Below are 21,173 nucleotides of genomic sequence, written 5' to 3' on the forward strand. Positions count from 1 at the left end.
TTCATTGCTAAAAGTCTAATTTTATTTTCCTTATTTTTGGGTTTATACAAATATTATGAGCTACTTTGAAAAACTAGATCCAGAAATGGATGAGTATTTAGAAAATCACGGAAGTAAAGAACCCGAAATTTTGGCAAAATTGCGCAAAGAAACCTATCAAAAAATTTTGAATCCTCATATGCTTTCTGGTTATCAACAAGGTAGATTGCTCACCATCCTTTCAAAGATTATTGCGCCCAAAAATATTTTGGAAATAGGAACTTTCACAGGGTATGCAACACTTTGTCTTGCAGAAGGTCTAGCTGCAGATGGTAAAATAATAACGTTGGACGTGAACGAAGATATAGCTTATCTGCCTCAAAAATACTTCGAAGAAAGTTCATATTCTAGCCAAATTGATTTCAAAATTGGAAATGCGCTAGATTTTGTACGAAAAAATAAAGAAATTTTTGACCTTGTTTTTATAGATGCAGACAAAGAAAACTACGTAGAATATTTCAATTTATTAAAACCAAACATAAAATCTGGAGGCGTACTTTTATTTGATAATGTATTGTGGTATGGAAAAGTTTTGGAAGAAAATCCAGATTTGGAATCTACCAGAAATATAAAAGAATTAAACGCTATGATTGCAAATGACACAGATTTTGAAAATGTTATCTTACCTTTGCGAGACGGACTTTCAATCGTTCGAAAACGCTAAAAATATTTTTAAAATTTTCTAATTCAGCATTTATGGCAAAAGCAGTTTGCATTGTTTCTGTAAGTTCAATTCGCATTGAAGCTTCTCATTCTTCGCGACAATTATCGCAAGTTTTATATGGAGAAACTGTAGAAATTTTGGAAACTCAAAAAGATTTTGCCAAAATATCATGCGATTTCAACGAAAGTGGTTTTGTGGATATCAGACACTTAAAAGAAGTTTCTGCGAGCGAATTTCCTAAAAAACAAAGCTTTGTTTATGATGAGCCTTTCGGTTTTGTAGAAACTTTTAGAGGAAAAACTTTACTTTCTATCGGGTCAGAAATTGTGACGGAAAATTTGGAAAAACCTCAAATTAGAAACGGACAAAATATTGCTGATACCGCATTTCAATTTTTAAATGTTCCCTATTTATCTGGTGGTAGAAGCTATTTTGGAATAGATGCTCTGGGTTTCGTACAATTAATTTATAAAGTTAATGGCATTAAACTCCCAAAAAATCTACAAGAAACAAGCGAAATAGGAGAGTCTCTATTTTTCGTTGGAGAAAGCGAAGCGGGAGATTTAGCATTTTTTGGAGACGAAGATGGCAAAATAGTGCATGTAGGTGTAATGTTGAACAATTTTGAAATCATACATGCGGATGAAAAAGTGCGCATAGACGCATTAGATTCTACCGGAATTTACAATAAGGAATTGAAAAAGCATACCTATCTTTTGCGTGTTGTAAAAAGGATTTTAAATTAAAGTATTTCTGTGAAATTTCTCTACAATATTTCTATTCAACTGCTTATTTTCGGAATGAAATTGGGCGCTATTTTTAATGAAAAATTAAAAAAAGGAATTGCAGGTAGGAAAAAGAGTTTAAATATTGTACAAAATGCTTTTTCCAAAAAAGACAAAATAATCTGGATGCACGCTGCAAGTTTGGGCGAATACGAACAAGGTTTGCCCGTTTTAGAAAAATTAAAAGAAAATTTCGCAGATCATAAAATACTCATCACTTTTTTCTCGCCGTCTGGTTATGAGAATGTAATCCATAAAAAAAATATTGCAGATGCAATTTGCTATTTGCCATTCGATTCTAAAAAAAAGCTGCAAGAATTTGCTAATCAATTTCAAACAGAAATATTTTTCACTGTCAAATACGAATATTGGTACAATTTGCTAGCTATTTTAAAGAAGAAGGGAACAAAAATTTATGTTATTTCCGCATTATTTTATCCGAAGCAGGTATTTTTCAAAAAATATGGAAGCTTTTTTACAGCGCAATTGCAGCAGAATGTAGATTGGTTTTTTCATCAAACAAAAGAATCTTGCGAACTTGCCAAAAGTATTGGTATAGAACAATCTTCAGTTTCTGGCGACACCAGATTTGATCGGGTAAAACATTTTCAAGCGAGAGATAATTTTGTGGAATTTATTAAAGAATTTAAACAAGATAAAAAGCTGATTGTTTTTGGAAGTTCTTGGGAAGCAGAAGAAAAAATCGCGGATATTGTTGCTAAAAATTCACCAGAAACAAAAATAATTATCGCAGTCCACGATTTAAAAAGAATACCAAATATTTTAAAAAAATTTCCAGAAGCCGTTTTGTATAGTCAAATTTGCGAAAATCAATCAGCCATCATCCATCATCAATTATTAATTATTGATTCTATCGGTTTACTTTCAAAATTGTACAGTTATGCAGATTTAGCGGTAATTGGAGGAGGTTTTCATTCGGCAGGTTTACATAATATCTTGGAAGCGGCAACTTTTGGAGTTCCTACAATTTTCGGAAATAAATTTAAGAAAAATCCTGAAGCAGATGGTCTTATTTTAGCAAATGGTGCAAAATCTTTTGATAATGAAAACGATGCAGCATATTTTATTGTTGAATTATTTAAAGATGAAAAACCTGAACTTAGAAAAATGTCTGAAAATGCTAGAAGTTTCATTGATAATCAACCAAACGCTACAGAAATAATTTTACAGAAAATTTTATCTTAAAAATCCTTCCGCTTTCAATTCTCGAATTTGCGAGGCCAAATCTTCTGGAATATTTTCTGTTTGGAAAAAGTTGAAATCTAATCCGTTATTAATGGAAAGTCTCACCATATCTGGGATTTTCACCAATTCATCTAAAGCTTTTTGAGAAATTGAATTGATATCTAAATGAAGATCTTCATCCAATTTTAAAGTTAAAATTAATGCACGATAAATTTTGTTGATAATATAAATATAGAGTTTGTAATTAACTTCCAGGCCTTGTCTTACCATTTTTACATGATGGAATTCCAAAATTTTGTAGACCAGGAGTAAATTTAGATAGACTTCTCCAAATTTGTCGGAAGTTACTTTTACGTGGAGCGTAATTTTTGCACTCAGTTCGCGTATGAGCTTCAAATAATATTTTGCGTTGGTAATATTTTTCGCGTAAAATTCTACTTTTTCTACAATATAATCTTCTAATTCTTTGCGTTTCTCATCTACGGTTATATTTTCTATCAATTCAAAATAGAGTTTTTGAGAAAGAATTTTGTCCTTTCTTATAAGGCGGAAAATTAATTTATCTTTTTCTTTTGGGGAAAAATTGGAGAGTGCTTCTTTAAATTCTTTGCTGTATTCCATTAATTAAAAATTTTAGAATATTTTAAAAATCCATTTAGTGCCCAGTTCGCGGTATAATACAAGGATTTTGCAATAGAAAATCCCATAAAATCTTTGTAAACCAAATACTGATCTTTCATAATGTTCGTTTTTTTTCGAGATACACTCGCTTCGTGCATCCTGTATTTCGCCATTGTTTTTTGCAAAGGCTTTCCTATGGGCACTTTTTTCAATAAATTGAGCCACATTACGTGATCTTCTCGCTTGCTTTTTTCGGGAAAAAATTCCTTTCCAATTCTTGTAGAATCGTACATAGAAGATAGGAGAGATAGTCGACAAGTTTTAAGTAAATTATCGAATGTAACATCTTTGTCTGCAATAAAATCAGCAATTTTTGGTTGTAGATTTTCGTCGCATCTGGCATAATTGGAGTAGGCAAGTTCTGCATTTTCGGTTTTCATAAAGGAAATCATTTCTTGCAAAAAATTGGGTTCCCAGAAATCGTCTGCATCTAAAAAAGTGATAAACCTACCTTTAGCTTCTGTCAAAGATGAATTTCTTGCACTTCCTGCGCCATTATTTTTTTTGGTTTTTAATAATTTTATTCTGGAATCAGAATTTTTAGTAATTATTTCTATAGAATGATCTGAAGAACAATCATCCGTAATGATCCATTCCCAATCTTGAAAACTCTGCTTTAATACGGAATCTATCGTCTCTTGCAGATATTTTGCAGAATTGTAGCAAGGTGTGATGATAGAAACTTCTGGCATTAAAAATTTATTTTTGCAAAGATAATTTTTACTTTTTAAAATGAAAATTAACGTTCAATCTGAAAAAATATGTATCTTTAGCGATGATTTTTAAAATCAATTAAAAAAATAATTGTTGTTTTGAAAATTAAGTAAATTTTATATTAATAATTATGAAAAAAATATTTCTACTTTTTGCTACGGCTTTATTATTTTTAATTAATTGCAAAGAAGATGAAACACCAGAACCATTGAAAATCGATGGAAGTTGGAAAGTTTTGAAAATGGTAAATACTACTGTGCAAAATGGAGGACAACCACTTACCCAAACATTTATGTATACAGATTGCGAGCAAATGTCTAGATACGTTTTCAACGCAGATCTTTCTGGTAAAGTAAAGGTTCAAGGTCCTTTGAATGGTGGCTGTCAATTATTATCAGATAAATCTATGGTTTATAACTATAATTCTAAAACTGGTGCTATTTTAATTACTTACACCGCAGAACAAGATGAGGGTTTTGTAACAGATCTTACAGCAACCACCATGAATTTGAAAACCGAAATCATCAAACCATCTGTATACGAATCTAGAACTTACAGTTTGGTAAAGGCAAACTAAAATTTAAATTTATTTATATTTAATCCTCTTCAATTTGACGAGGATTTTTGTTTTAAATTATTTTAATTTTGCTTAATATTTAAAAGGCATCTCAATAAAATTATAAAATATCATGTTCTACGATCACAAAGCTATTGATGAAAGATGGCAAAAATTTTGGAAGGAAAATCAAACTTTCAAAACCTCAGACGATACAAAACTTCCAAAATATTACGTTTTAGATATGTTTCCTTACCCTTCCGGTGCAGGTTTACATGTTGGGCATCCGCTAGGTTATATTGCATCAGATATTTATGCGAGGTACAAACGCCACCAAGGTTTTAATGTGTTGCACCCAATTGGATACGATTCTTTCGGTCTTCCTGCCGAGCAATATGCCATACAAACTGGGCAGCATCCTGCAGAAACCACAAAAGTAAATATAGAAGGTGGCGTAGATAAAAGCGGAAATAAAATTGACGGCTACAAAAAACAACTAGATAAAATAGGTTTTTCTTTTGATTGGACTAGAGAAGTGCGTACCTCTGAGCCAAATTTTTATAAATGGACACAATGGATTTTCATTGAATTGTTTCATTCTTGGTATAACAAAACTTCAGATAAAGCTGAAAATATCCAGACCTTAATCGCTCATTTAGAAAATCACGGAACAGAAAATTTAGAAGCCAACCAAACAGAAAGCTTGATTTTTTCCGCAGAAGATTGGAAAAATAGTAGTGAAGCAGAACAGCAATTATTATTATTAAATTATAGATTGGCTTATCGTGCAGAAACCACTGTGAATTGGTGCCCTGGTTTAGGAACTGTTTTAGCCAATGATGAGGTAAAAGATGGAAAATCAGAACGAGGTGGTTTTCCAGTTTTTCAAAAGAAAATGATGCAGTGGAGCATGAGAATCTCTGCTTATTCTGAAAGATTGCTACAAGGATTAGAAAATATAGATTGGCCACAACCTTTGAAAGATTCTCAAAAATATTGGATTGGAAAATCTATAGGTGCAGAAGTTTCTTTTAAGGTTAAGGAATCAGAAGTTGCCATTTCGGTATTCACAACGAGACCAGACACCATTTTTGGCGCCACTTTCATGGTTTTAGCACCAGAAAGTCCATTGGTTGCAAATTTAACAACTGCTGAACAAAAATCAGAAGTTGAAAATTATATAGAAGAAACTTCCAAAAAAACCGAAAGAGATAGAATGGCAGATGTGAAATCTGTTTCTGGTGCTTTCACGGGAAGTTTTGCCATAAATCCATTTACCAACAAAGAAATTCCTATCTATATATCAGATTATGTATTGATGGGATACGGAACTGGCGCTGTAATGGCGGTTCCTGCCCACGATGAAAGAGACCATCGTTTTGCGAAAAAATTTGGAATAGAAATTTTGCAGGTGGTAGAAGCAGATGTAGATGTGCAAGAAGCTTCTTTTGATTCTAAAGATTCTGTTTGTATCAATTCGGAATTTTTAAATGGTTTAAATTATGAAGATGCCAAATCAAAAATCATTTCTGAAATAGAAAAGAAAGGAATAGGAGAGGGAACTATCAATTATAGACAGCGTGACGCTATTTTTTCTCGACAAAGATATTGGGGAGAACCTGTTCCTGTTTATTATAAAGATGAGGTTCCTTATACTTTACCAATTTCTACTTTGCCTTTAGAATTACCAGAAGTAGAAAAATATTTGCCAACCGAAGATGGAAATCCACCTTTAGGAAATGCAAAAGAATTTGCTTGGGACGAAGAAAACCAGAAAATTGTTTCTACAGATTTAATTGATAACAAAATCGTTTTCCCTATCGAACTATCTACAATGCCTGGTTGGGCAGGAAGTTCTTGGTATTTTCTAAGATATATGGATCCACAGAACGAAAATGGATTTGTTAGCAAACAAAAAGCCGATTATTGGGGACAAGTAGATTTGTACATTGGTGGAAGCGAACATGCAACCGGACATCTTTTATATGCCAGATTTTGGAATAAATTTTTGAAAGATAGAGGTTTTATTGAGCAAGATGAACCGTTCAAGAAATTGATCAACCAAGGGATGATTTTGGGGATGAGTGCGTTTGTTTATAGAATAGAAGGAACTAATCAGTATATTTCTAAAGGATTAATAGAAGGTCATAATACACAAAAAGTCCACGTAGATGTTTCATTATTAAAAGGAACAACCGACGAATTAGACATAGAAAAATTTAAAAACTGGCGTTTAGAATATGCTGATGCAGAATTCATTTTAGAAGATGACAAATATATCTGCGAGCGCGAAGTAGAAAAAATGTCCAAATCCAAGTACAATGTAGTCAATCCAGACGAAATTTGCGAAGAATACGGAGCAGATTGTTTACGTTTGTACGAGATGTTTCTTGGTCCATTGGAGCAATCAAAACCATGGAATACGCAAGGTTTAAGTGGCGTTTACGGATTTTTGAAGAAATTCTACAATCTATATTATATAGAAGACACTTTTTCAGTTTCGGAAGAAGAGCCTACAAAAGCAGAGTTTAAAATTTTACATACTTTAATAAAGAAGTTTGAAACCGATATTCAAAATTTCTCATTCAATACTTCCGTTTCCTCATTTATGATTGCAGCAAACGATTTACAGAAATTAAAATGCAACAAAAGAGCAATCTTAGAACCATTAGCTGTGGTGATTTCACCTTATGCACCGCACATTTGCGAAGAATTGTGGCGAGCATTAGGACATGAAACCTCTATTGAGTTTGAAAAATTGCCAGAATTGGTAGAATCTTATTTAATAGAAGATGAAATAGAATACCCAGTGAGTTTTAATGGCAAAATGAAATTTAAACTTTTACTTTCATCGGATTTAGGCAAGGAAGAGGTAGAAAAGATCGCTATGCAAGATGAAAGAGTATTAAATTTCTTAAATGGCAATGTACCAACGAAGATAATTATTGTTCCGAAGAAGATAATTAATATCGTAATGTAATTTTTTAGGTTTAATTTTTTTTTAAAGAATCAATAATATAAGCACTTTATTTTTAGAATACTGCAAGATATATTTCTCAAGTTCCTCAAGTGTATAATTATTAAGCCTATTTTTAAAAATATCGCAAAAGTAATTATGACTTTCATCATAAATTTTATATGAACTTTAGTTTAAATGCTTGCATTATAAAAAAAAATGTCTTTATTTTACGCATCTATAACAACAACATAATAACAATTATAATTTAGTTTAATATGGAAATGAATGTTTCAAACAAAGAGCAAGTAGTTGCTAAAAACGTAGGAGGATTAAATCCTGCATTAATTATTCCTATCCTTATATTGGTAGGTGTTGCCATTTACATCTTTATCTTGGGTAATCCAGGAAATTTTAAGGCAGATCCAAGATTGGATGGTCTTATGTCTGTGGCATTTTCAGATTTAGAAGCCAAAGAATTGCATCCAGGAGATGGGTTTATGGGAATTATTTACATGGGTGGTCCAATTGTACCTATCCTTATTTCTTTTATGATTATTGTAATCGTATTCTCTATTGAAAGAGCATTAGCTTTAGGAAAAGCTTCTGGAAAAGGAAATGTAGATGCTTTTGTTTTAAACATCAGAAAATTACTTAATCAAAATAAAATTGAAGAAGCAATCGAAGAATGTGACAGACAAGAAGGTTCTGTAGGAAACGTAGTTAGAGAAGGTTTAACAACTTACAAAGCTCTAGCTCATGATACTACATTGAACAAAGAACAAAAAATGGTTGCTCTTAACAAAGCTATCGAAGAAGCTACAACATTGGAAATGCCAATGCTAGAGAAAAATATGATGATTCTTTCAACGCTTGGTACTGTTGCAACATTGGTAGCATTATTAGGAACTGTAATCGGGATGATCAAGGCATTTAGTGCATTAGGAGCAGGTGGAGGAACTCCAGATTCTGCAGCACTTTCAATTGGTATTTCTGAAGCATTGATTAACACTGCTTTAGGTATTGGTACATCTGCAGTTGCAATTATTCTTTATAACTTCTTTACTTCTAAGATTGATGGACTTACGTTCAAAATTGATGAGATAGCAATGTCTATTCAGCAGTCTTTTGCAGAATTCCACTAAGAATTCTCTTATCAGATTGGAAATCATTCTAATAGGATGTATTTCAAAAAATGAAGTTTAATAAAAAATAATTTACAATGGCGAGAGTCAAACCAAAAAGACATAATATAAGGGTAGATATGACGGCCATGACCGACGTTTCTTTTCTACTCCTTACATTCTTTATTCTCACCGCTCAGTTTGCAAAACCTGATGTAGAGACAATTACAACGCCATCTTCTATATCTGAAAAATTGCTTCCAGACGCTAGTTTAATGACAATATTGAGTACAACAGATGGAAAATTTTATTTTACACCTGTTGAAAACGGAACGGAGAGAATTGAGCTTTTAGAAAAAATGGGAGCGAAGTATAATATGACTTTTTCCAACAAAGAAAAAGTAGCTTTCTCTAACGCTCAAGCAATTGGTGTTCCTATGAATCAATTAAAAGGATTTTTAGATCTTTCAGATGAAGACCGTAAAGCTTATAAAAGCCCGAACGGAATTCCAATGGATAGTACAAAAAAAGAATTGATAGATTGGGTACAGCAAAGTTTAGCAGTAAACCCAGAGTACAAATTAGCTATTAAAGGTGATGTTGGTACCAAATATCCAAAAGTAAAATCTTTATTTGAAGGTTTAAGAGATATTGAATTCTATAAATTCTGGTTAATAACAAGTCAGGAACAGGCACAATAAATAAGAAATGGCAGAAGTACAAGTAAAAGACAGCAGCGGGAAAGGCGGAAAGGTACGCTCGAAAAAGCAAGTGCCTCACGTAGATTTAACTCCTATGGTAGATTTGGCATTTCTTTTGATCACATTCTTTATGTTAGTGACCACTTTTAACAAACCTAACGTAATGGATTTAGGATTACCAGCGAAGCCGGACCCAACAAGACCACCACCAGCACCTACAGAAATTGATTTATCTAATTCTATTTCATTAATTATAGGTAAAGACAATAAAATTTTCTATCATCAATTAGATGAAGCAGGTTTGAACGATCAAACTTTGCAAGAAACTAGTTTTGATAGAGAAGGAATTACTAAAATAATTCAGCAAGCAAAAGCCAGAGCGATAAATAAAGACATTTTTACAGTTATTATTAAGCCGACGGACGATGCAGTATATAAGAATTTCGTAGATATGCTAGACGAGATGGCTATTACTAAAAATGAAAGGTATGGTATTACCGATCTTAAGCCGTGGGAGCAAGCAATTTATGATAGAAAAGTAGGCAGTTCTGGAACACCAGCAGCTCCTACTAATTAAATTAATTTTTAAAAGAAAGAATAATGGCAGACGAAAAATCATACGATGGCTCTCCAACTTTGGACGAAATCGTTTTTGAAAATAGAAATAGAACGTATGGTGCCTATGATCTAAGATCTAGATACCGTTCAGTTCTAACGAAATCCTTCATTCTTGGAACAATACTCTTTTTATTTTTCGCAATTACACCATTTGTAATTATGAAAATAAATCAAATGAATGCGAAAGATGCTACAGAGGTCAACGCAAATTTGATAGAAATTCTACCAGATGATGTAGTTATTGAGCAACCAAAAGAAGACGAACCACCTCCACCACCTCCACCACCAAAAGAGGAAGTACAAGAAGTGATTCAAAATGTTGTTCCAGAACCTGTGAAGGCACCAAAAGTAGAAACTCCACCTCCGCCAATTTCGGAGCAGTTGAAAACTACTACTGGTACAGAAAACGTTGAAGGCGTTAGAACTCCAGTTTATACTCCACCACCACCGCCACCTTCTACAGGTAAAGCAGTTTCGGTTGCAGTTAAACCACAGTTGGACGATAAAAAAGTTTACAGTGAAGTAGAGCAATTAGCAGAATTTCCAGGAGGTATTAAAGCCTTTAGAAGTAAAGTTGAAACTACTTTTGATCAAGGTGAAATGGATGGTGAAGAAGGAACAATGAGAGCAGAAGTTACATTTGTCGTTGAAAGAGACGGTCAAATCAGTGATGTGAAAGCTTCAGGAAACAACAAGTATTTTAATCAGGAAGCAGAAAGAACTGTGAAATCTATTAAAAACAAATGGACACCAGCAAAAATTAACGGACAAAACGTAAGATATAGATTTAGAATGCCGATAGCGATGCAATTCTAATATCAAATTTTAACGAAATATTATAAAAAGAGAAGCAATTGCTTCTCTTTTGTTTTAAAAAATAATCTTATTTTTGTAAAATGGCTTTTAAATGGTTGTCCGCAGTAATCGGATTTTTTTATATGGTTTTGGGTGTATTTGTGATTTGGAAGAAATGGTTTTTCAATCCATTGGAAGATTTTACATCTTATGCATTGGGAGCATTATTGATTGCATATGGATTATTCCGTATAATAAGAGCGATGTATAAAGTAAAACAAGATACTGATGAAGAGTAGTGGATTATTATTATTACTATGTATAATTATATTGAATTGTACGAAAAAAGAAAAACCGCCAGAATCCTACTTTAAAGGTACGATGACAATATCAGCAGATGATTCTTTTCAAAGCGTCACTACTGCTTTGGCAGAAGGTTATATGATTGCTTATCCAGACGCAAAAATTGAGGTGAAAAACACAAAGGAAGATATTGCATTTCTAAATCTGTTGAATAAAAAATCAAACATTATAGTAATGTCTAGAGATTTATCTGCTAAGGAAATAGCAGAATACGAAAAGCAAATAGATCTACCTTTTCAACCAGCTAAATTTGCCGCAGATGCAGTTTTATTTGTTGTACCAAAAGAATCTTCATTAAATTCTATTTCCTATGAGGATATTCAAAAAGAGCTTTTGTCTGAGGATAAAAAGTTAATTTTTGATGGAACAAATTCTAGCAATTTAAATTTTGTGGCTCAAAAATTTGGTAAACTACCTTCTTCATTAAATTATTCCATCATCAGTGGTAATCAAAATGTAGTAGAGCAATTATCCAAATATCAAGACAAAATAGGAGTAGTTTCCCTTAATACTTTCAGCAGACCATATTCTAAAGAGGCGGAAGCTTTGCGAGCAAAAGTTAAAGTGCTTGCAATTGAAAAAAATGGAAAAACTTATGAACCAAATGCAGAAAACCTTCGAAATATGACCTATCCTTTTACAAGAGTACTTTATTTTCTGACCAGCGACGGTACTTTTGGGATGGCAAATGGTTTTATTAGATATTCTTGCACGCAACTAGGGCAAATAGTTGTAGCAAAAGAAGGTTTGCAAAAATTTAACCTCTACAGCAGAGAAGTGCAAATGTATTGAAAATGAATACTGTACATTCTTAAATTTTTTTGGTCTAAAAATTGCGTAGTATAACACGAATTAGAAATTTAAAATAAAAAAAACATCATGATATTATCAAGAAAAATAGCTTACGGAGTAGCTTTCGGTTTAGTTGCAAATTTTGCATTGGCACAATCTGTTCAACAAGGAATCAATAATATTGATAGCCATAAATATGCACAAGCAAAGCAAAATTTTGAGCAAATGCTTAGCAAAGATGCAAGTGCGGAAAACTATTTCTACAACGGAAATGTTTATTTAACACAGTTTCAACCGAATTTTGCGAAAGCGAAAGAGTATTTTGACAAAGGTTTGGCAGCTGATAAAAGAAGCAATTTGAATAAAATTGGTTTGGCATCTATTAAATTAGGAAGAGGAGACAAATCTGGAATTGCAGAAATTCAAAGTGCGGTGAAAGATTCTAGAGAAAAAGATTCTGAAATACTTTATAGAGCAGCAGAAGCTTTAACTTTATTTGAAAAAGCATCTAATCCAGATTTAGCAATAGAATATTTGGATAAAGCGATTGAAAGAGAAAGAAAAGAAGTACCGACCAACTATTATTATACTTTGGGAGATGCTTATAGATTGAAATTGACGAATAGCCCGCAAGTTGCAGGTTCTGCAATGACTGCTTATGATAAAGCATTGCCTAGTGCAAAAAACAAAGCTTCTGTTTTTACAAGAATCGGAACACTTTGGATGGCTGCACAACAATGGCAAAAAGCGAAAGAAAGCTTGGATAAAGCAGTTTTGTCAGATGCTACTTATGCGCCAGCTTATAAAGCTTTAGCAGCTTATAACATAAAATATCAGAATAATGGTGAGGCTACGCAAAATCTTATTAATTATGCCAAAAATGCCGATGAAGATCCATATACACAATTAGAAATTGCAAAATTGTTCTTTATTAATGATGATTATGCTAACTCTAAGGTAACATTGGATAAGGTATTTGATAAAGTTGATGATCCTATTAAGTATAAATTAAAATCATTTTTGCAATATGCAGATGGAATGTATCCAGAAGCATTGGCAAGTTTGAATACATTTATGTCTCAAGCAGATAAAAGTACTTTTTCTGCTGGAGATCAAGGTTTGATGGGACTAATCTCTGCAGGTCTTGCTAAGAATGAGACAGATGAAAGCAAGAAAACTTTGTTGATGAATGATGCAATGCAAAAAGTTGCCATTGCAAAAGCTGCAAAAGATGAAACAATGGATTGGGATATGGAATTGGCTAAAATTAAAGGTGGTGGTGCAGATATGGCTGCTGCAAATGCAGGTGCAACTACCCCAGAAATAGAGGCTTTGAAGAAAAAAATTGCTGCAAATCCTAAAGATGTAGAATCTATCGTAGCATTGGGTACAGCGTACACTCAGGCAGAAAATTATGATGGCGCAATAATCGCGTGGGACAAGATGATTGCAGTTGCACCAGATTACACTTATTCTTACTACGCAAAGGGCGCTGCTTATCAATTATTACAAAATAATGATATGGCAGAAGCATCTTACCAAAAATATATAGATATGGTAAGAGCGCAACCAGTACCAGAACAGATGAAGAGCAAAGAAGCACTTTCTTATGCATACTATTTAGTAGCATTTTTCAAGCAAGACAAAGATTTAGCTACAGCAAAAGACTACGCTCAACAAGCTGTAAACTTAAATCCAACGTATGAACCAGCAGTTACTTTGAACACTGCTTTAATGGCAAAATAAAAATATCAATTATAAAAAAATCTCAATTGAAAAATTGAGGTTTTTTTTTGATTTTAATACAAAATTTATGAAAGTAGATATATTAGCTATAGGTGCACATCCAGACGATATAGAACTAGGTTGTGGTGGCACCATTGCAAAATTAATTTCGGAAGGTAAAAATGTTGCAGTACTAGACCTTACAAGAGGCGAATTAGGAACGCGTGGCACAGCACAGAGTAGAATGCAAGAGGCAGAAGAAGGAGGGAGGATTTTAGGCATCTCTGCAAGGGAAAATTTAGATTTACCAGACGGTTTTTTAGAAAATACCAAGGAGTATCAACTAAAAATAGTTCAAATCATTAGAAAGTACCAACCAGAAATTGTTTTGGCCAATGCAATTGATGATCGCCATCCAGATCATGCAAAAGCTAGTAAACTAGTTTCAGATGCTTGTTTTTTGTCAGGATTGCGAAAAATAGAAACGACGTTTCAAGGAAATTTGCAAGAAATTTGGAGACCAAAATATATTTTTAATTATATACAGTGGAAAGAAATTGTGCCAGATTTTGTGATTGATATATCCGAGTTTATGGAGCAAAAACTAGAAGCTTGTTTGGCATACAAAACGCAATTTTACGATGAAAATAGCAAAGAACCAATGACGCCAATTGCTACTAAAGATTTCCAAGAAAGCTTAACATACAGAGCACAAAACCTGGGAAGATTGTCTGGTGTAGCCTTTGCAGAAGGCTTTACGACAGAAAAGTTAATTGCTTTGAAAAATTTTGATAGAATTCTTTTGTAGCATTTAGAAATTTACTATATTTGCACCCACAAAACGGTGATTGTAGTTCAGCTGGTTAGAATGTCGGTTTGTGGTACCGAAGGTCGCCGGTTCGAACCCGGTCAGTCACCCATTTAACGCATAGATTTATTTCTATGCGTTTTTTTTTTGAATTCCTCATTTAATACATTTTCCAATAATAAAAAAAATTTGAAATTAAAAATTTCAAGATGCATCTATATTTTCATTTAAATTTATTCTAAATCTAAAAATCTTCACTATGTCTACATGTTTAGTTTTTTAAGATATGCTGAAACATTTTCATTTTAATTTTTCTTTCTTTCTTTTGAAAATATTATATTTATAAAGGGTAGATATAATAGGTATTAATTCAATAAAAACTTGCAACATAATTTTTTTTATTTTTAAAATAATAAAAAAACTATTGCGTAATTGGTTTTTTTTTTTTTTGCTTTGTATCGTTGATTAGATGTGCACAATTTACAACGAAAAATAATTTAGAAATATTAAAATTAAACAAAATGAAAAAGTTTTCATTTGCAGTTGCTTTTATAGCTATTAGTTCAGCGCAAGCTAAAGGTTTAGAAAATCCTACATCAAATGAAGTAGTAAAAATCTCTAATCCAAAAATTACAGCAGAATGTTTATCTGTAGGCATACTTATTCCATGTACCAATGAAGTTTTGAGTGATACTATTTGCTGGGGAGAAGGTACAAGTAGTCCCACTTACGAAGATGCACAAAGGTGTCACATTGATAATGCAAGAGGTCTTGTTAATTATTATTGTCCAGGGTTTTATGGAAGACAGAATAATACACTCTCAAATTAGTTAATTAATTCTTATGCGTTTATTATATTTCATTTTCATATTGTATTCTATAAATATTTTTGGGCAGACAGATAAACAAAATTCTCAAATCCAAGTTACTTATCGTTTAAAACAAGTTGGGGATACGTTAGCAAATGGAGCAGTTGCGGAGGAAGATTTATTTTTACTCTTAAATGGTCAAAAATCCTTGTTTAGAAGTTCTGTTAAATATGCAGAAGACTCTATCACTGAAGTTGTACGAGTAAAAAGCTTTAGTAATATAGTGGATGGAAAAGTAATTATAGATGTCAGTAGTATTCCTACACCAATATTTAGATCTGAAGTATTTTCTGATAATGGAAATCAAATTATCTACAAAGAACTATTAAAAACGAAATTTTCTTTTCCTCTGGAAAATAAGATCGTATGGGAATTGAAAAATGAAACAAAAAAAATCTCCTCTTATCAATGTAAAAAAGCAGTAGGAAAGTATAAAGGTCGTACTTATATTGCTTGGTATACAGATACTATTCCAATTCCAGATGGTCCATATGTTTTCAAAGGGTTGCCGGGTTTAATATTAGAAGTTTATGATAAAAGTGATTTTATAAATTTTACAATGGTAGGATTTAAGAATATTCAGAAACCAATGATTTTAATGAAAAATGTAGCTGCAACAACTTATCAAGCATTTTTTAATGCGAGGCAAACTTTCTTAAATGATCCGTCTGGTATTCTTAGTACAGTTACAGGAATTAAAACACCGCAAAAATATGTGGAAAATGTGAATACGAATGCAAGAGCATTTAATAATTATATAGATTAATATTTAAAGAGTATTTAATTCTATTGAAATTGATATATCTTCTACAAATTTTAATTTGTAGAAGATTTTGAATTTAACGCATAGATTTATTTAAGCGTTTTTTTTTGTTAAATTGCTTTAGAAATGTAAATGTTTATTTAATTATTTTGCAGTATTAAAATAAACGTATTTATCCTCATAAATTCTTTGCTTACAATTGATATTGTTTAATAAATTATTGGCCTCTAAATTTATTTCTTTCCAAATAGGAATTGTGTCCATTGATTTATAATTCCAATATTCATTTGGGATTTCATCAATTTTTGTTTTGAAATTTATTAGTGAATTTTTATTTTTTTGCTCAATTAATCCATTCCGAAAAACAGATTCGAATAGGTTAGGGATGAAGGCATAATCAATTTCTTCATACAATTCAGAAATTGGATCAATCAGAATTGGTTCTAGTTGTTGCAATTCTTCGCTGGTATATGTGAAAAGAATTAATGAATTTATAAGATTATGATAATAGAAATCGACATTTTTATCATAATCAAATTCGTCTTTAAAATTTTTTGAATACTTTCTTTTTGAATGATATAAGTCGATGTTCATTTTTATATATGAATACAAAACTGAAATAAATAGTACAGAAGAAAATATAATTAATATTGTATAGTTACTATCCATTTTGAACTTAATATCTTATCATTTATAAAATCGGACATAATAAACAAGTAGGCATAGGTTCTGATTAAAATTTCTCAATCAAAAATACAAATTTTCAACTTACAAAAATCCGCGGCCTTGATAGAAGTGGCATCCTTTTTTGTTTGCCGTCGTTTTCAACTTGCTAAAATTTTTCAGACAAAAAAGATATAACGGATAGCAAGAATTGTCCGCCAAAAAAAAGCATCTAATTAAATTAAATGCTTTTCGTTTTTTTATATTTCGTCTTCAGAATCTATCGTGAAGTTTCTGCCTTTGAAGTCTTTGTCGTGCCTGTCTGATATTACATCTTCGCCTTTTTCGTTGATGATGAAATCTGTGGCTTCCTCAAAATTTTGTTTAAAATCTTCAAAATCTTCTTTATAAAGATAAATTTTGTGCTTTTCAAAACTTGGATCTCTATCTTCGTGGAATATTTTTTTGCTTTCTGTAATCGTGAGATAGTAATCTCCTGCTTTTGTTTCACGTACATCAAAAAAATAGGTTCTTCTACCAGCTTTCAAAACTTTTGTGAAAATTTCTTCTTGTCTTTCTCTAAAATCACTCATTCGTAAAAATTAATTGGATAATATTATCTTCTCAAACAAATATAATGGAAATCTTTTACCTAAGAAAAATTTTTCGAGAATTATTTTAAATTTGTAAACTAGAGCCAAAATCATGCAACAACACTATTGTCCAAACTACTGAGGTTCAAAATATTGTCTGCATTCTTCGCGCTGCTTTCTCTGTGCGTAATGATGATGGAAGTACAGTTTTTGAGATCTTTTTCTATGTTTTCCAAAATATTTTCTTCCGTTTCTGTATCTAAAGCAGAAAGAGAATCGTCAAAAATGAGAATTTCTGGCTTTTTTATGAGTGCTCTTGCAATGCAAATCCTTTGTTTTTGTCCGCCAGAAAGCATTACGCCACGTTCTCCCACCATGGTTTCGTATTTTTCTTTGAAGCCTAAAATATTCTTGTGAATATCTGCTTTTTTTGCAAATTCTTCTATCAATTCTGGCGTAGCATCGTCTACTCCAAAACCAATGTTGGTTGCAATAGTATCTGAAAAAAGATAGCTTTCTTGTGGTATATAACCGATGTATTTTCTATAAACATTGATGTTGTGTTCACGTAAATCTTTCCCGTCAATTAAAATTTTGCCTTCCGTTGGATCTATCAATCTGCAAAGCAACAATGCAATGGTCGATTTTCCGCTCCCAGTTTTACCCATTATTGCTAGAGAATTCCCCGCTTTTAATTTGAAATTTACATTTTTTAAAGCTTGAATTCCTGTATTTGGGTAGGTATAAGAAACATTTTGAAATTCTATATCGCCTTTTATCTCGTAATCTCTATTGTTTCTATTGATGATGTTGGATTTTTTGTCTAAAAATTCATTAATTCTAGACATAGAAGCTTCTGCTCTTTGGTTAATAGAAGTTACCCAACCAACCATAGAAAATGGGAAAATGAGAATATTGATGTACAAAAAGAAATCTGCAATTTTGCCTACAGAAATTTCTTTCGCCATATATTTTTCTCCACCAATGAAGAGGATTGCAACATTTAAAAGCCCAATTACGAATAAAATAATGGTGAAGAAATAAGCTTCTGTTTTTGCAAGATCTAAAGATTTATCTTGATAATCTATTACTTTTTCTCCGTAGCTTTTCTCTATATATTTTTCTTTGGCAAAATATTTCACCACTCGAATTCCGGAAAAGCTGTCTTGTACAAAAGTTGAAATATCAGATTGGCTTTTCTGTTTAATTTTAGATTTTTTGTTGATGATGGAGCTTACCTTATATATCAGGAAAGATAAAATTGGCAATGGCAGCAAAGACCAAAGCGTCATTTCTACATCCGTATTTAGCATGTAAATACTTGTTATTACCAATAGTATAATGAGATTTGCAATATACATAACGCCTGGTCCAAGATACATTCTCACGGCAACTACATCTTCGGATAGTCTATTCATCAAATCTCCAATTCTAGTAGTTTTGTAATCTGTGAGAGACATTTCTTGGTAATGTCTGTAAATTTTATTTTTCAGTTGATATTCAATTCTTCTGGATGCAACGATGATGGTTTGGCGCATCATAAAGGTGAAAAATCCTGTCAAAAGGGAACTTCCTACGATAATTCCTACGTAAATCAAAACATCTTGGTTGAAACCTGCTTGTCCTTTTTTAGAAATTTCGTCTACAGATTTTCCCACAAACTGAACTTTGTAAATATTAAAAAAATTGCTACAAATGATAAACAGAAATCCCCAAAGAAGTAGAATTTTGTGCTTGTAGAAATATGGGTTTAGGGTTTTTAATGCGTTCATAATATCTTTTGCAAAAATACGATTTACTATTGAAGCAACATTCTATAATCCTTTAGAAATATTAAAAAATTGCTATCTTTGCACTCACAAAAGTTCATATAAATGCTAGGAAGAAGACAAATACGAGAGAAGGTAATAGAAAGCTTGTACGGAAACATACAAAATCCGTTGGAATATGACTTTTTAGAAAGAAATATGCTAAGAGAGATCGATAAAATTTATCATCTTTACATATATCAACTAAATTTTTTATTGTCCTTAAAAGAGGTTGCGGAAAAGCAAATGGAAATTGGAAAAGCAAAATACATCAAAGATGATAATGAAGATGCTCCCAATAGAAAATTTGTAGATAACAAAGTATTATTGCAGTTGGAAGCGAATGCGGAGCGCATTGTTTTCACGGGTAAACACAAGGATTTGCAATGGGATTTGCAAGAGCATCTTTTGGTTTCTACCTTTCAAAAAATTAAAAAAGGTAAACGCTACCAAGATTTTATGAATTTGGAAACAAGTTCTTATCTAGAAGATCAAAAATTTATTGGCAAACTTTTTTTAAGATATATTGCAGAAAATGAAGATTTTCATGCGCATTTGGAAGAGAAAGAATTAAGTTGGGCTTCGGATTTTCATATAGCTAATTCTATGTTTCAAAAAACAATAGGATTTTTGAAAGAAGATGAAGAAAGCCATACTTTAATTAAAACCATAAAAGACGACGAAGATAGAGATTTTGCAAAAAAACTTTTGAATGAAAGCGTAAAACACTGGGATGAAACAGAAGGAAAATTAAAGGATAAGCTTATCAATTGGGAATTGGATCGTATTTCATTGATGGATAAAATCATCATCATCGCTGCAATCACAGAATTAGATTATTTTCCATTGACGCCCACAAAAGTACTTTTAAACGAATATATAGAAATTTCTAAGGTGTTTTCTACCGAGAAATCTAATGTATTTGTGAATGGTATTTTAGATAAATATACCAAAGAAATAAATAGAATTTAGAAATACTAATTAAATTTCAACTAAATAATATAAATATTCAAACATGAAAAAGATAACATTTATTTTAGGATTAGCAGCTATCAGTTTGGTTGCTTGTAAAAAAGAAGTTAGCACAATACAAGCAGATACTGTAGTAGATTCTACAATGGCTACAACTGCAAGTCCAGATGCAAGTATGGAACCTCAAACAATGGATCCAAATTTGCCACCTCCACCTCCTCCTGCTCCAGCAGAAGCTAATCCAGAAGCAGCAGCAATGGAAGCAGCAAAGAAAAATCCTGTTACTACTTTGGTGTTGTCTCAAAGTAACTTTGATTTTAAAGACGTTAAAAAAGGACAAGTTGTAGATCATAAATATGAATTTACAAACACAGGAAAAAATCCTTTAATTATCTCCGAAGTGAAGCCTGGTTGTGGTTGTACAGTTCCAGATTATACAAAAACTCCTATTCTTCCTGGTAAAAAAGGTTTCGTGAATTTAAAATTTGATTCTTCTAGTTTTGACGGAGCAGTGAATAAATATGCAGATGTATACGCAAACGTAGAAAATATGCCAATAAAGCTAACGTTCTCCGCAAACGTGGTAAAATAATTTTTAGAAAATATGATGACAATTTTTTTACAAGTGGGGCAAGAAGGTAGTTCTACTACAATGCTAATGATGATGGGCGCAATGTTCGTGGGATTTTATTTCTTGATGATTCGTCCACAAATGACGAAGGCAAAGAAAGAGAAAAAATTTCAAGAAGATTTGAAAGTAGGAAGTAGAGTAGTTCTAACTTCTGGTTTGCATGGCAGAATAGCACAAGTACAAGAAGATGGAATAGTGATAGAAACACTTTCTGGTAAATTAAAGTTTGAAAAAGCAGCAATTTCTAGAGAATTTACAGCACAAAGATTCCCAGAAACTGAACCTGAAAAGAAATAATCGTTAATTCGATCCAATTTAATTCCATCAAATTTTTTGATGGAATTTTT

General features: G+C 32.0%; 23 protein-coding genes and 1 tRNA gene. 19 read left to right on the plus strand and 5 right to left on the minus strand.

Features of this window, described 5'->3' with window-relative positions:
• The first annotated feature begins 55 nt into the window (after positions 1-55).
• From HNQ03_RS12405 to HNQ03_RS12415, 3 genes are read left to right on the plus strand one after another with little or no spacing between them, the layout of a single operon-like run.
• Positions 56-703: an O-methyltransferase gene (locus HNQ03_RS12405; RefSeq protein WP_173780004.1), complete on the plus strand. Its 648-nt coding sequence runs from the start codon at positions 56-58 to the stop codon at positions 701-703.
• Between the two features lie 32 nt (positions 704-735).
• A complete protein-coding gene (locus HNQ03_RS12410) occupies positions 736-1,449 on the plus strand; it encodes a C40 family peptidase (RefSeq protein WP_173780005.1) in 714 nt (237 codons plus the stop codon).
• 9 nt (positions 1,450-1,458) lie between these two features.
• Positions 1,459-2,694 (plus strand): 3-deoxy-D-manno-octulosonic acid transferase, encoded by a 1,236-nt coding sequence (locus tag HNQ03_RS12415; protein ID WP_173780006.1) that lies wholly within the window; start codon positions 1,459-1,461, stop codon positions 2,692-2,694.
• Here the strand turns inward: HNQ03_RS12415 and HNQ03_RS12420 are convergent.
• The gene (locus HNQ03_RS12420) at positions 2,686-3,315 is read right to left on the minus strand and encodes a deoxyuridine 5'-triphosphate nucleotidohydrolase (protein ID WP_173780007.1); all 630 of its coding nucleotides are present in this window, start codon (positions 3,313-3,315) and stop codon (positions 2,686-2,688) included. The genes HNQ03_RS12415 and HNQ03_RS12420 overlap by 9 nt on opposite strands.
• Positions 3,315-4,067 (minus strand): glycosyltransferase family 2 protein, encoded by a 753-nt coding sequence (locus HNQ03_RS12425; RefSeq protein WP_173780008.1) that lies wholly within the window; start codon positions 4,065-4,067, stop codon positions 3,315-3,317. The genes HNQ03_RS12420 and HNQ03_RS12425 overlap by 1 nt, the downstream gene beginning before the upstream one ends.
• Positions 4,068-4,219: 152 nt before the next feature.
• Here HNQ03_RS12425 and HNQ03_RS12430 point away from each other — a divergent pair, with 152 nt between their 5' ends.
• The 13 genes from HNQ03_RS12430 to HNQ03_RS12490 all read left to right on the plus strand — a co-directional run bounded on the left by HNQ03_RS12430 (position 4,220) and on the right by HNQ03_RS12490 (position 16,162).
• On the plus strand, positions 4,220-4,666 hold the full coding sequence (locus tag HNQ03_RS12430; RefSeq protein WP_173780009.1) for a DUF5004 domain-containing protein: 447 nt from the start codon (positions 4,220-4,222) through the stop codon (positions 4,664-4,666).
• Between the two features lie 112 nt (positions 4,667-4,778).
• Positions 4,779-7,625, plus strand: a complete 2,847-nt coding sequence (gene leuS / locus HNQ03_RS12435; protein WP_173780010.1) for a leucine--tRNA ligase — start codon at positions 4,779-4,781, stop codon at positions 7,623-7,625.
• Between the two features lie 254 nt (positions 7,626-7,879).
• Positions 7,880-8,746, plus strand: a complete 867-nt coding sequence (locus HNQ03_RS12440) for a MotA/TolQ/ExbB proton channel family protein (RefSeq protein ID WP_173780011.1) — start codon at positions 7,880-7,882, stop codon at positions 8,744-8,746.
• Positions 8,747-8,823: 77 nt separating this feature from the next.
• On the plus strand, positions 8,824-9,426 hold the full coding sequence (locus tag HNQ03_RS12445) for an ExbD/TolR family protein (protein WP_173780012.1): 603 nt from the start codon (positions 8,824-8,826) through the stop codon (positions 9,424-9,426).
• Positions 9,427-9,433: 7 nt separating this feature from the next.
• A complete protein-coding gene (locus HNQ03_RS12450; RefSeq protein WP_173780013.1) occupies positions 9,434-10,003 on the plus strand; it encodes an ExbD/TolR family protein in 570 nt (189 codons plus the stop codon).
• A gap of 23 nt (positions 10,004-10,026) precedes the next feature.
• Positions 10,027-10,860: an energy transducer TonB gene (locus HNQ03_RS12455; RefSeq protein WP_173780014.1), complete on the plus strand. Its 834-nt coding sequence runs from the start codon at positions 10,027-10,029 to the stop codon at positions 10,858-10,860.
• Positions 10,861-10,940: 80 nt separating this feature from the next.
• Positions 10,941-11,138: a C4-dicarboxylate ABC transporter gene (locus HNQ03_RS12460; protein WP_173780015.1), complete on the plus strand. Its 198-nt coding sequence runs from the start codon at positions 10,941-10,943 to the stop codon at positions 11,136-11,138.
• A gap of 82 nt (positions 11,139-11,220) precedes the next feature.
• Entirely contained in the window at positions 11,221-11,994 is a 774-nt protein-coding gene (locus tag HNQ03_RS12465; protein ID WP_262888566.1) for a PstS family phosphate ABC transporter substrate-binding protein, read from the plus strand.
• A gap of 87 nt (positions 11,995-12,081) precedes the next feature.
• Complete coding sequence (locus HNQ03_RS12470; RefSeq protein ID WP_173780017.1) at positions 12,082-13,740, plus strand: tetratricopeptide repeat protein; 1,659 nt, start codon at positions 12,082-12,084, stop codon at positions 13,738-13,740.
• 67 nt (positions 13,741-13,807) lie between these two features.
• Positions 13,808-14,527 (plus strand): bacillithiol biosynthesis deacetylase BshB1, encoded by a 720-nt coding sequence (gene bshB1 / locus HNQ03_RS12475; RefSeq protein ID WP_173780018.1) that lies wholly within the window; start codon positions 13,808-13,810, stop codon positions 14,525-14,527.
• Between the two features lie 36 nt (positions 14,528-14,563).
• A tRNA-His gene (locus tag HNQ03_RS12480) sits at positions 14,564-14,637 on the plus strand.
• Between the two features lie 411 nt (positions 14,638-15,048).
• Positions 15,049-15,357, plus strand: coding sequence for a hypothetical protein (locus tag HNQ03_RS12485; protein ID WP_173780019.1), 309 nt, complete (start codon positions 15,049-15,051; stop codon positions 15,355-15,357).
• A gap of 13 nt (positions 15,358-15,370) precedes the next feature.
• A complete protein-coding gene (locus HNQ03_RS12490; protein ID WP_173780020.1) occupies positions 15,371-16,162 on the plus strand; it encodes a GLPGLI family protein in 792 nt (263 codons plus the stop codon).
• A 141-nt stretch (positions 16,163-16,303) separates the two neighbouring features.
• Here the strand turns inward: HNQ03_RS12490 and HNQ03_RS12495 are convergent, their stop codons facing one another.
• The 3 genes from HNQ03_RS12495 to HNQ03_RS12505 form a co-directional block, all read right to left on the minus strand.
• The gene (locus HNQ03_RS12495; RefSeq protein ID WP_173780021.1) at positions 16,304-16,753 is read right to left on the minus strand and encodes a hypothetical protein; all 450 of its coding nucleotides are present in this window, start codon (positions 16,751-16,753) and stop codon (positions 16,304-16,306) included.
• 329 nt (positions 16,754-17,082) lie between these two features.
• Positions 17,083-17,415 (minus strand): DUF3276 family protein, encoded by a 333-nt coding sequence (locus HNQ03_RS12500; protein ID WP_173780022.1) that lies wholly within the window; start codon positions 17,413-17,415, stop codon positions 17,083-17,085.
• A 110-nt stretch (positions 17,416-17,525) separates the two neighbouring features.
• Positions 17,526-19,187: an ABC transporter ATP-binding protein gene (locus HNQ03_RS12505; RefSeq protein WP_173780023.1), complete on the minus strand. Its 1,662-nt coding sequence runs from the start codon at positions 19,185-19,187 to the stop codon at positions 17,526-17,528.
• A gap of 102 nt (positions 19,188-19,289) precedes the next feature.
• Here HNQ03_RS12505 and HNQ03_RS12510 point away from each other — a divergent pair, with 102 nt between their 5' ends.
• The 3 genes from HNQ03_RS12510 to yajC are packed head-to-tail and all read left to right on the plus strand — an operon-like array spanning position 19,290 to position 21,123.
• Positions 19,290-20,195: a transcription antitermination protein NusB gene (locus HNQ03_RS12510; RefSeq protein ID WP_173780024.1), complete on the plus strand. Its 906-nt coding sequence runs from the start codon at positions 19,290-19,292 to the stop codon at positions 20,193-20,195.
• A 43-nt stretch (positions 20,196-20,238) separates the two neighbouring features.
• A complete protein-coding gene (locus HNQ03_RS12515; RefSeq protein ID WP_173780025.1) occupies positions 20,239-20,787 on the plus strand; it encodes a DUF1573 domain-containing protein in 549 nt (182 codons plus the stop codon).
• A gap of 12 nt (positions 20,788-20,799) precedes the next feature.
• Complete coding sequence (gene yajC / locus HNQ03_RS12520) at positions 20,800-21,123, plus strand: preprotein translocase subunit YajC (RefSeq protein WP_173780026.1); 324 nt, start codon at positions 20,800-20,802, stop codon at positions 21,121-21,123.
• Positions 21,124-21,173: the final 50 nt, after the last annotated feature.

The sequence above is a fragment of the Frigoriflavimonas asaccharolytica genome (assembly GCF_013294015.1).
Taxonomy (GTDB): Bacteria; Bacteroidota; Bacteroidia; order Flavobacteriales; family Weeksellaceae; genus Frigoriflavimonas; species Frigoriflavimonas asaccharolytica.

Excerpts from the sequence above, each read along its gene's own strand:
- HNQ03_RS12405 (WP_173780004.1), top strand. The coding sequence starts at position 56 with ATGAGCTACTTTGAAAAACTAGATCCAGAAATGGATGAGTATTTAGAA.
- HNQ03_RS12410 (WP_173780005.1), top strand. The coding sequence starts at position 736 with ATGGCAAAAGCAGTTTGCATTGTTTCTGTAAGTTCAATTCGCATTGAA.
- HNQ03_RS12420 (WP_173780007.1), bottom strand. The coding sequence starts at position 3,315 with ATGGAATACAGCAAAGAATTTAAAGAAGCACTCTCCAATTTTTCCCCA.
- HNQ03_RS12425 (WP_173780008.1), bottom strand. The coding sequence starts at position 4,067 with ATGCCAGAAGTTTCTATCATCACACCTTGCTACAATTCTGCAAAATAT.
- HNQ03_RS12430 (WP_173780009.1), top strand. The coding sequence starts at position 4,220 with ATGAAAAAAATATTTCTACTTTTTGCTACGGCTTTATTATTTTTAATT.
- leuS (WP_173780010.1), top strand. The coding sequence starts at position 4,779 with ATGTTCTACGATCACAAAGCTATTGATGAAAGATGGCAAAAATTTTGG.
- HNQ03_RS12440 (WP_173780011.1), top strand. The coding sequence starts at position 7,880 with ATGGAAATGAATGTTTCAAACAAAGAGCAAGTAGTTGCTAAAAACGTA.
- HNQ03_RS12445 (WP_173780012.1), top strand. The coding sequence starts at position 8,824 with ATGGCGAGAGTCAAACCAAAAAGACATAATATAAGGGTAGATATGACG.
- HNQ03_RS12450 (WP_173780013.1), top strand. The coding sequence starts at position 9,434 with ATGGCAGAAGTACAAGTAAAAGACAGCAGCGGGAAAGGCGGAAAGGTA.
- HNQ03_RS12455 (WP_173780014.1), top strand. The coding sequence starts at position 10,027 with ATGGCAGACGAAAAATCATACGATGGCTCTCCAACTTTGGACGAAATC.
- HNQ03_RS12460 (WP_173780015.1), top strand. The coding sequence starts at position 10,941 with ATGGCTTTTAAATGGTTGTCCGCAGTAATCGGATTTTTTTATATGGTT.
- HNQ03_RS12465 (WP_262888566.1), top strand. The coding sequence starts at position 11,221 with ATGACAATATCAGCAGATGATTCTTTTCAAAGCGTCACTACTGCTTTG.
- HNQ03_RS12470 (WP_173780017.1), top strand. The coding sequence starts at position 12,082 with ATGATATTATCAAGAAAAATAGCTTACGGAGTAGCTTTCGGTTTAGTT.
- bshB1 (WP_173780018.1), top strand. The coding sequence starts at position 13,808 with ATGAAAGTAGATATATTAGCTATAGGTGCACATCCAGACGATATAGAA.
- HNQ03_RS12485 (WP_173780019.1), top strand. The coding sequence starts at position 15,049 with ATGAAAAAGTTTTCATTTGCAGTTGCTTTTATAGCTATTAGTTCAGCG.
- HNQ03_RS12490 (WP_173780020.1), top strand. The coding sequence starts at position 15,371 with ATGCGTTTATTATATTTCATTTTCATATTGTATTCTATAAATATTTTT.
- HNQ03_RS12495 (WP_173780021.1), bottom strand. The coding sequence starts at position 16,753 with ATGAACATCGACTTATATCATTCAAAAAGAAAGTATTCAAAAAATTTT.
- HNQ03_RS12500 (WP_173780022.1), bottom strand. The coding sequence starts at position 17,415 with ATGAGTGATTTTAGAGAAAGACAAGAAGAAATTTTCACAAAAGTTTTG.
- HNQ03_RS12505 (WP_173780023.1), bottom strand. The coding sequence starts at position 19,187 with ATGAACGCATTAAAAACCCTAAACCCATATTTCTACAAGCACAAAATT.
- HNQ03_RS12510 (WP_173780024.1), top strand. The coding sequence starts at position 19,290 with ATGCTAGGAAGAAGACAAATACGAGAGAAGGTAATAGAAAGCTTGTAC.
- HNQ03_RS12515 (WP_173780025.1), top strand. The coding sequence starts at position 20,239 with ATGAAAAAGATAACATTTATTTTAGGATTAGCAGCTATCAGTTTGGTT.
- yajC (WP_173780026.1), top strand. The coding sequence starts at position 20,800 with ATGATGACAATTTTTTTACAAGTGGGGCAAGAAGGTAGTTCTACTACA.